This window comes from Streptomyces sp. URMC 127, from assembly GCF_051386535.1.
Lineage (GTDB): Bacteria > Actinomycetota > Actinomycetes > Streptomycetales > Streptomycetaceae > Streptomyces.
Genome location: NZ_JBPQTW010000251.1, coordinates 1 through 9315, shown reverse-complemented (window position 1 = coordinate 9315; position 9315 = coordinate 1). Strand labels below are relative to the sequence as shown.

The 9315-nt window shown below is 70.6% G+C and carries 9 protein-coding genes; 8 read left to right on the top strand and 1 reads right to left on the bottom strand.

Annotated elements, in window-relative coordinates:
* The 7 genes from ACSNOH_RS30770 to ACSNOH_RS30740 form a co-directional block, all read left to right on the top strand.
* On the top strand, nt 1-509 hold a 509-nt coding region (locus tag ACSNOH_RS30770; protein WP_436724734.1), incomplete at its 5' end, for a DJ-1/PfpI family protein.
* 483 nt (nt 510-992) lie between these two features.
* Nucleotides 993-1610, top strand: coding sequence for a carbonic anhydrase (locus tag ACSNOH_RS30765; RefSeq protein WP_436724733.1), 618 nt, complete (start codon nt 993-995; stop codon nt 1608-1610).
* A gap of 35 nt (nt 1611-1645) precedes the next feature.
* The gene (locus tag ACSNOH_RS30760) at nt 1646-3151 is read left to right on the top strand and encodes a SulP family inorganic anion transporter (RefSeq protein WP_436724732.1); all 1506 of its coding nucleotides are present in this window, start codon (nt 1646-1648) and stop codon (nt 3149-3151) included.
* 146 nt (nt 3152-3297) lie between these two features.
* Nucleotides 3298-3450, top strand: a complete 153-nt coding sequence (locus ACSNOH_RS30755) for a hypothetical protein (protein ID WP_436724731.1) — start codon at nt 3298-3300, stop codon at nt 3448-3450.
* A 130-nt stretch (nt 3451-3580) separates the two neighbouring features.
* Nucleotides 3581-4819, top strand: coding sequence for a hypothetical protein (locus ACSNOH_RS30750; RefSeq protein ID WP_436724730.1), 1239 nt, complete (start codon nt 3581-3583; stop codon nt 4817-4819).
* Between the two features lie 64 nt (nt 4820-4883).
* The gene (locus ACSNOH_RS30745) at nt 4884-5444 is read left to right on the top strand and encodes a hypothetical protein (RefSeq protein WP_436724729.1); all 561 of its coding nucleotides are present in this window, start codon (nt 4884-4886) and stop codon (nt 5442-5444) included.
* A 33-nt stretch (nt 5445-5477) separates the two neighbouring features.
* Complete coding sequence (locus ACSNOH_RS30740; RefSeq protein WP_436724728.1) at nt 5478-6806, top strand: MFS transporter; 1329 nt, start codon at nt 5478-5480, stop codon at nt 6804-6806.
* A 39-nt stretch (nt 6807-6845) separates the two neighbouring features.
* Here the strand turns inward: ACSNOH_RS30740 and ACSNOH_RS30735 are convergent, their stop codons facing one another.
* A complete protein-coding gene (locus tag ACSNOH_RS30735) occupies nt 6846-7613 on the bottom strand; it encodes a GntR family transcriptional regulator (protein ID WP_436724727.1) in 768 nt (255 codons plus the stop codon).
* 241 nt (nt 7614-7854) lie between these two features.
* Between ACSNOH_RS30735 and ACSNOH_RS30730 the strand changes: the two genes are divergently transcribed.
* On the top strand, nt 7855-9123 hold the full coding sequence (locus ACSNOH_RS30730) for an extracellular solute-binding protein (protein ID WP_436724726.1): 1269 nt from the start codon (nt 7855-7857) through the stop codon (nt 9121-9123).
* Nucleotides 9124-9315: the final 192 nt, after the last annotated feature.

Genomic DNA, 9315 nt, shown 5'->3' with positions numbered 1-9315 from the left:
CCGGCGAGCTGAGCATCGTCGCCGAGCGGACCATGGCGGACGTGACCTCCGCCGACATCCTGCTGGTGCCCGGCGGCAGCATGCGCGGCGTGAACGCCGCGGCCGCCGATCCGGCCGTCCGGAGCTGGATCCGCCGTATCGACCGCGGCACGAGGTGGACCACGTCGGTGTGCACCGGCGCGCTGATCCTCGGCGCGGCCGGCGTGCTGCGCGGCGTGCGCGCCACGACGCACTGGGCCGCGCGCACGGCCCTGGAAGGGTACGGCGCCGTCGTCACGGAGCAGCGTGTCGTCGAGCACGGGAAGGTCATCACGGGTGCCGGCGTCTCCGCCGGCATCGACATGGGCCTCCACCTGGCCTCCCGCCTCTCCGGCGAGGAGGTGGCCCGTGCCGTGCAGCTGGGGGTGGAGTACGACCCGGCGCCGCCGTTCGACAGCGGCAACGCCGCGAAGGCGGACGAGCGCACGAAGCAGCTGGCGCTGAAGTTGCTGAACGAGGCGTCCGTCTGACGGGGCCTCATCCCGCACCTCCGGCGGCCCGGAGGCTGTCTCACCGCCCGCTCGCGCAGTCAGCGCGGGTGGGCGGTTTGCCGTTTCCGGCACCCCTCCGAAAGCAATTACATGTGTAATGCACGGGTAATGCGTTCCTCCGCATAGGGCAATGAAGACGCAGTCCGGAGGGTCCATGGTTGCGGCTGGGACGGAATTAATTCCTCCAAAATCTCGCGGGAATCGAATAGTTCAGGACTGTGCCAATCCCATGTCAAGTAGCCTCCCTCGTCCGGTTTTTGTCGAAAAATTTGTCTTTCACAAGGAGGTAATGCACTGGTAAAGTTCTGGTCGCAGCGGCCGTGCAGCATTGTCTGCGGCCGCCCGGTGCCCGTTGCCCCGAAGCTGTGGCACCGGCATGCCGTTCGCATGCTCGTCATGCTCGACCCGACCCGACCACACCGCGCCCCGGCATCTGCCGCGGAGTGCAGGAGGCAGGCCATCATGAAGTCTCTGATCGAGAACGCACGTTCCTTCGCGGCCACGCACGTGGCCGACCCCGAGCGCGCCGAGAGCTTCCGCGCGCTCGAAGCGGGACAGTCGCCCGACGCGCTGTTCATCACGTGCTCCGACTCCCGTGTCATGCCCGCGCTGTTCACCGGCGCGGCCCCCGGCGAGCTCTTCGAACTCCGTACCGCCGGAAACATCGTCCCCGAATACCGCAGCGAGGAGCCTTCGGGCGAAGTCGCCACGATCGAATACGCGGTGCGCGTGCTGGGCGTCCGCGACATCATCGTCTGCGGCCACTCGCACTGCGGCGCCGTCACCGCCGTCGTCCGCGGCGACGACCTCTCGGCCGTCCCCGCCGTCCGGGGCTGGCTCGAACGCTCCGTCCCCGCGGACGCGCCCGCCCGTGCCGTCGAGGCCTTCACCGACGACATGGCGGAGGCCGTCCAGCGGCACGCCGTCGCCCAGCTGGAGACGCTCCGCACCTATCCCTGCGTCCAAGAGGGCCTGGAAAAAGGCACGTTGGGATTGCACGCCTGGTACTACGAGGTCCATACGGGCGCGGTCGAAGTCCATCTTCCCGACAGCGGCCCGGTGTCGTTCGGCCCCCTGTGACCCGTCTCCACGCGAACCTCAAGGGACCCTCACCCATGATCTCCGCCCTCAAGCAGCCTGCCGTCCTGCGCCAGGACGTGCTCGCTTCGCTCGTCGTCTTCCTCGTGGCCCTGCCGTTGTGCGTCGGCGTGGCCGTGGCCTCCGGGGTTCCGGCCGAACTCGGCCTGATCACCGGCATCGTCGGCGGACTCGTCGTCGGCGCCCTCCCCGGCAGCGCCCTCCAGGTCAGCGGCCCCGCGGCCGGGCTGACCGTGCTCGTCTTCGAGGCCGTCCGCGAATTCGGACTGGGCATGCTCGGTGCCATTGTGCTGGCCACCGGTGTGCTGCAAATCGCCCTCGGGGCCCTGAGGTTCGGCCGCTGGTTCCGGGCGATCTCCGTCTCGGTCGTGCAGGGCATGCTCGCCGGCATCGGGCTCGTCCTCATCTTCGGGCAGCTGTACACGATGGCCGGCGTCAAACAGCCCCGCTCCGGCCCGGACAAGATCCTCGGCATCCCGGGCCTGGCCGCCGACATCATTGCGGACAGCGCCGCCCTGACCGCCTTCGCGGTCGGCGCCGGGACCATCGCCGTGCTCGTCGGGTGGAAGAAGCTGCCCGCCAAGGCCCAACTGGTGCCGGCGCCGCTGGTGGCGGTCGCCCTGGCCACGGCCGTGACGGCGCTGGGCGGCCTGGACGTCGCCCACGTCGAGGTCCGCGGCCTGGTGGATGCCATCCAGCCGCCCGGGCTGAACGACCTGACCACGCTGGGCAGCGTCGGGGTCCTCGGCACCGTCGTCGCCTTCACCCTGATCGCGTCGGCGGAGTCCCTGTTCAGCGCGGCCGCCGTCGACCGCATGCACGACGGGCCGCGCACTCACTACGACAAGGAGCTGATGGCCCAGGGCGTGGGCAACACGGTGTGCGGCGTGCTCGGTGCCCTGCCCATGACCGCGGTGATCGTCCGCAGCTCCGCCAACGTCCAGGCAGGCGCGAAGACTTCGCTCTCCCGCTTCCTGCACGGAGCGTGGCTGCTGCTCTTCGCCGTGCTGCTGCCGGTGGCCATCGGGGTCATTCCGCTGGCCGCACTGGCGGGCGTGCTGGTCCACGCCGGCTGCAAGCTGGTGCCGGTGAAGGACTTCGGCCCGCTGTGGCGCGGGCACCGCGGCGAGCTCGTCATCCTCGCCGTGACGGCCGTCGCCATCGTGACCACCAGCATGTTCGAGGGCGTGGTGCTCGGCATCCTGCTGGCCGTGGTGAAGACGGCCTGGGACACCTCCAAGGTCCAGGTGGACGTCCGCGAGCTCACCGACGGCCGCATGGTCGCGACGGTGACCGGTAATGCCACGTTCCTGCGGCTGCCCCGGATCCTGGAGACGCTGGAGGCCCTCCCGCAGGACCGGCCCATCGAGATCGACCTCTCCGGCGTGCGCCATCTGGACCACGCCTGCCGGACGGCCCTGGAGAGCTGGGCCGCCCGGCACAACGACGCCGGCACCGAACCGGTGCGGATGCGGCACCCGGAGCCGGAGCCGGAGCCCGAGCCCGCGAAGGCGGCGGTGTAACCGGCCAAGTGAGGTCGGGCCAAGGCCAAGTGAGGGTGTGTCACTTGGTGAACCGTTGACACTTACTTGGCCAACGCTTTACGGTCTGAAGCGGCGGCACAAATGCATGGTCATCGCCGCAATTCCTCACTTTTCGGAGGTGCGTTATGGAGAAGCTCATCAAGAAGATGGCGCAGGAGGACGTCTGGCGCGGCTGGGTCGCCGCCAACTCGGCCCAGGCCGCGAAGGACGGCTGCATCAGCGCCGCCCCCAAGGCGGGCTGCATCAGCGCCGCGCCCAAGACGGGCTGTATCTCCTGACGACCGGAGACTGACCGAAGCGAGCGGAGTGGACCGTGACCATCGTGTGTGCGGTCCACTCCGTGCGTACCGGCCCCGTCAACCGCCGTGCGGGGCCTTTCCGTTCTTCCGATCACTCCCGGGGTGGCACATGGATGGGCAGCCGACGGCCGGCATCGTCGAACAGATCAGGGACATACCGATCTACCGCGCGTCGATCGAGCGGGGGCACTTCCCCGTACTGGAGAAACCCGAGATAGCCGACGGCTTCCCGGACAACTGGATGACACCCGCCCTGGAGAAGGCACTTGAGGCGGGCGAGGCCGAGTTCGTCCTCTCCACGGGCACCAACCACGCCCGCATGCAGATCATCCGGCCCCCCTACTTCCTGCTGAACTCCTACTACCGGCTCTGGAGCGAGCACCCCGACATCTCCGCGACCTGGGAGGACGGCTGCCGCAGAGTCTCGCTGACCACGGTGCTGGCGACCGAGCACGTGGCCCGGGTCAACGCCAGGAAGCGCGGGGCCGAGCCGAGCCCCGTCCCGGACCTGGACGACCGGCGGCTCGACGCCCGTACGCTCTACGTCAACCTGACGCTCGACCCCGCGCTGTGGACGCGCGACGACGTCGAGCGGATGCTGGGGGAGATCGAGACGGCCCGCCGGGAACACCCGCAGGGCCGCTACCACCTGGACTGCTCCGGCTATCACCTGGCGCACCTGGTGCACAAGGCCCGGGCGTGGGGCCTGTGGGAGGCCTTCCCGCAGCCCGCCAGCATCATCCACGCCTACGAGTACACCCCGGCCAACGTCCGGTGGTATCTGCACGAGCACTTCGGCTGCCCGGTCATCGACCTCTTCGGCAGCACCGAGCTCGGCTACCTCTACTACAGCGACCGCCACGGCCGCTACCGGCCCTATCTCGACGACATGAGCGTCGAGCTGATCCCGGTCGTCCCCGGCAGCACCCTCTACAGCCTCATCGTCACCAGCGTCCGCAACCCGTACATGCCGCTGATCCGCTACCGCTCCGGCGACTGCGCCCGCACCCTCGACGGCACGCCGGACCCCACCAAGATCGCCGGCTTCTGCGGCCGCGAGAAGGAGCTGCTCGCCGCGCCGGACGGGCCCGTCGCCCAGGGCGACCTCGACGAGCGCATCAGCGCCGCCGCGCCCGGGGTGTTCCTGCACCAGCTGCGGGTGGGGGACGGCACGCCGGCCCGGCTGCTGTACACGACCTTCGACGGCGGCCCGCTCGAAGAGGCGCAGAGCGCGGCGCTGGAGCGCGGCGTCCGCGAGCTGACGGGGCTGCCGTGCGCGCTGGAGCACCGCGAGCACATTCCCATCGGGAAGTCCGGCAAGTACGCCTGGCTCCGGCGCGAGGTCTGAGCCGCCGGACGCGACGACGCGACCTCTTGTACATCGGGACGACGGGAACGGGACGGACCCACCAATGACCACTACTCCGCAGGCGAACGCTCCGCAGCCGAATGCTCCGCAGCTGGAGGCGACCCCGAAGGTCACCGCCGGCGACCTCAAGGCGCTGCTCGGCGAGCAGCTGCACGCCGAAGTGGTGCGGCACTTCACCGGCAGTACGGGCGCGGAGCCCGGCTACGTCGAGCGCCAGGTCCTGGAGGCCCTGCGCTACCTCTACCTGGTCTCCCGCCACCGCGAGCGGCTCAGCGGCCTCTTCCTGCCGGTCGAGCAGGAGATCGACGAGATCTGGCACTACCTCATCCTGCAGACGCGCGAGTACCGGGAGCTGTGCGAGGAACGCCTGCCGGGACGTTTCTTCATCCACCACCGCAGCATCGCCTACGAGGACTACCAGCAGGAGCCCGGCCGCGAGCAGGCCATCGAGGAGGCGCTGCGCTGGATCCCGCTGTACTGCGCGGAGTTCGGCCCGTTCGACGAGGGCGCGCTGCCCCACTGGACGATCGTGCGCTTCCTGCACCGGCAGCTGGACATGTCGCTGGAGGAGATCGCCGCGCTGGAGCCGCTGCAAGCGGCGTGACCCGCCGTTCCCGACACTCAGGAAGAGGAAGCCATGGGCGTCCGGCCCGCCGCACCGGCCACGCGCGGCACCCAGGGGAGCGCCACCGGCCCCGAACAGAAGCGGATCCTGACCGTCCTGGTGATCTCCCAGGTCCTCAGCGGAGCGGGCCTCGCCGCCGGCATCACCGTCGGGGCGCTGCTCGCGGAGGACATGCTGGGCTCGACCGGCCTGGCCGGCTTGCCCAGCGCGCTGTTCACGGCCGGCGCGGCGCTCGGGGCCGTCGTCATCGGGCGCCTCAGCGAGCGCCGGGGCCGCCGGCCCGGCCTCACCCTCGGCCACGCGACCGCCGCCCTCGGCAGCCTCGGGGTCGTGGTGGCGGCCGCCGTGGGCTCGGTGCCGCTGCTCTTCCTCTCCCTCTTCGTCTACGGGGCGGGCACGGCCGTCAACCTGCTCGCCCGGTACGCGGGCGCGGACCTCGCGCCACCGACGCGCCGGGCGAGCGCGGTGAGCACCGTGCTCCTGGCCACCACGTTCGGTGCCGTCGTCGGCCCCAACCTGGTGACCGTCACCGGGGACGTCGCGCACGCCTGGGGCATTCCCCGGCTTGCCGGGCCGTTCCTGCTGGCCGTCGTCGCCTACGCGGCCGCCGCCGTCGTCATGGGCACCTCGCTGCGCCCCGATCCGCTGCTGCGGGCCCGGGAGCTGGCCGCGGCGGAGACGGCCGGCCGGGCCGCGGCGGGCGGTGCGGACGAGGCGGCCGGCGCGGAGGGCGCGGAGGGCCCGGGCGGCCGGGCACACGTACGCGGAGTGGCGACCGGGACCGGGGTGATGGTTCTCAGCCAGCTCGTGATGATCGGCATCATGACGATGACGCCCGTCCACATGAGCGCACACGGGCACGGCACGCAGGCCACCGGGCTGGTCATCGCCCTCCACGTCGCGGCGATGTTCCTGCCGTCCCCGCTCACCGGCAGGCTCGTCGACCGCTTCGGTCCGCCGCGGGTCGCCGCGGCCGCCGGGGCCACTCTGCTGCTGGCCGGGCTCCTCGCCGCCCTCGCCCCGCCGCACCAGGCCGCGGCCCTCGCCGCGGCGCTCGTCCTGCTCGGCCTCGGCTGGAACTTCGGCCTGGTCAGCGGCACCGCCATGGTCACCGAAGCGCTGCCGCTCGCCACGCGCGCCTCGGCCCAGGGTCTCGTCGACGTCGGCATCGCCGTCGCGGGCTCCACCGGCGGGATGACCTCGGGCCTGGTCGTCGCCGGCAGCGGCTACCCGGCCCTCGCCGCCGGGGGCGGCCTGCTGGCCCTGGCGATCGTCCCGGTGGCGGCGTACTACTCCGCCGGCCTCAGCAACCGCGCCACGCTGCGTCGTCCCGGGGGATAACCCCCGGGCCCCCAGCCGGAGCGCGGCCCCGTCCGCCTGCTACTCCGCCGGCCGCTGCAGTCGGGCTACGAACTTGTAGCGGTCCCCCCGGTACACCGAGCGCACCCATTCCACCGGCTGCCCCTGCGCGTCCAGCGAGTGGCGGGAGAGCATCAGCATCGGCAGGCCCACGTCCGTGCCCAGCAGACCCGCCTCGCGCGGGGTGGCCAGCGACGTCTCGATCGTCTCCTCCGCCTCCGCGAGGCGGACGTCGTAGACCTCGGCGAGCGCGGTGTAGAGCGAGGTGTACTTCGCGAGGCTGCGCCGCAGCGCCGGGAACCTCTTCGCCGACAGGTGGGTCGTCTCGATCGCCATCGGCTCCCCGCTGGCCAGCCGCAGCCGCTCGATGCGCAGCACGCGGCCGCCCGTCGCGATGTCCAGCAGCTTGGCGAGCCGGTCGTCCGCCGTGACGTAGCCGATGTCCAGGAGCTGGGACGTCGGCTCCAGGCCCTGGGCGCGCATGTCCTCGGTGTAGGAGGTCAGTTGCAGCGCCTGCGAGACCTTCGGCTTCGCGACGAACGTCCCCTTGCCCTGGATGCGCTCCAGGCGGCCCTCGACCACCAGCTCCTGGAGGGCCTGGCGGACGGTCGTCCGGGAGGTGTCGAACTCCGCGGCCAGGGTGCGCTCCGGCGGTACGGGCGTGCCGGGAGGCATGGTTTCGGTCATGTCCAGCAAATGGCGTTTCAGGCGGTAGTACTTGGGAACGCGCGCGGTCCGCGCGCCGCCCGGCGCGCTGCCGCCCTCGGCCGTACCGCCCTCGGTCGCCATGGCCTGCCTTCCCGACTCCGATCCTGCTGCTGTCACCGGCTCCTCCGTCTGTCGCGGTCACATGGTGGCACGGGCAGAGCCCGAGGGGCCCGGAGACGCCCAGGTCGACCTCGAGGTGTCGGTCCGGTAACGGAGCCGACAGCGACTCTTATACACCCTTGACACCCCAAAAGGTCTAGGCCAAGCTGCGGGCACTGGTCTAAACCATTAAAGACCACATTCGGTCCTTGAGGAGAGTGCTGTGAAGCGAGGGCTCATAGCGGCGACGGGTGTCGCGGCCATGTTGGTGAGTGTTGCTGCCTGTGGGTCCAGCGACAGTGACAAGGGATCGGGCGACAGCGGCAAGGCCAAGAGCCTCACCGTCTGGTTCATGGACGGCTCCAACCCTCCGGCCTGGACGAAGGCGGTCCAGGCCGAGTTCGAACAGAAGACCGGCGCCAAGCTCGACGTCCAGGTCCAGAAGTGGGACGGCATCCAGCAGAAGCTGACCACGGCCCTCTCCGAGGCCAACCCGCCGGACGTCGTCGAGGTCGGCAACACCCAGACCCCCTCCTACGCGCAGACCGGCGGCCTCTCCGAGCTCGGCGACCTGAAGAAGGAGATCGGCGCCGACTGGACCGAGTCGCTCAACAAGCCCGCCGTCTTCGAGGGCAAGCAGTACGCCGCCCCGTGGTACGCCGCGAACCGCGTCGTCATCTACAACAAGAAGGTGTGGGCGGACGCGGGCGTCACCGACGTCCCGAAGACCCGCGCCGACTTCTTCAAGGCCCTGGAGGCCATCCAGAAGAAGGGTGAGGCCGAGCCGCTCTACCTGCCCGGCCAGAACTGGTACTTCTTCGACGGCCTGACCATCGGCACCGGCGCGGACCTGGTGAAGAAGGACGGCAAGAAGTGGGTGTCCAACCTCGCCGACCCCAAGGTCGCCAAGGCCATGGACATCTACAAGCAGTACCAGTCCTTCAGCAAGGCCCCCAAGGACAAGGACGAGGCCACCCCGCAGCAGGCCGACGTCTTTGCCAAGGGCAAGACCGGCGCCTTCATCGGCATGGGCTGGGAGGCCGCCACGGCCATCAAGGCCAACCCGGCCATCGAGAAGGACCTCGGCTACTTCACCATCCCCGGTGAGACCGCCGACAAGCCCGAGGGCGTCTTCCTCGGCGGCTCCAACCTCGCCGTCACGGCGGGCAGCAAGAAGCAGGACCTCGCCAAGGAGTTCCTGAAGATCGCCCTGTCCGACAAGAACGAGGCCGCCCTGGCCGAGGAGGTCGGCTCGATCCCCAACAAGGACTCCCTGCTGGGCAGCCTGAAGGGCAATGCCGCCGCCGAGGCCGCGGCCCCCGCCGCCAAGAGCGGCGCCACGACCCCGCTGATCCCGGAGTGGGCCGCGGTGGAGAACGCCCCGAACCCGATCAAGGCGTACATGACGGCGGTCCTCAACGGTAAGTCCCCCGAGGAAGCCGCCAAGCAGGTCGAGGCCGACGTCAACAAGCGCCTCAGCCAGAAGCAGTGACGCACCGGCAGTGACGCACCGGCAGTGACCCGCCGGCCGGGTGGGCGCCGTGACAGACGGCTCCCGCCCGGCCGCGCACCGACGCAACACCGTTCGACAGGTTTGACAGGGGAGAAGGCGGACGACGATGTCAGCGCAGATCGAAGAGGCGGCGGCCACCCGGCCCGCCTCCCGGACCGGTAAGGGCACCGC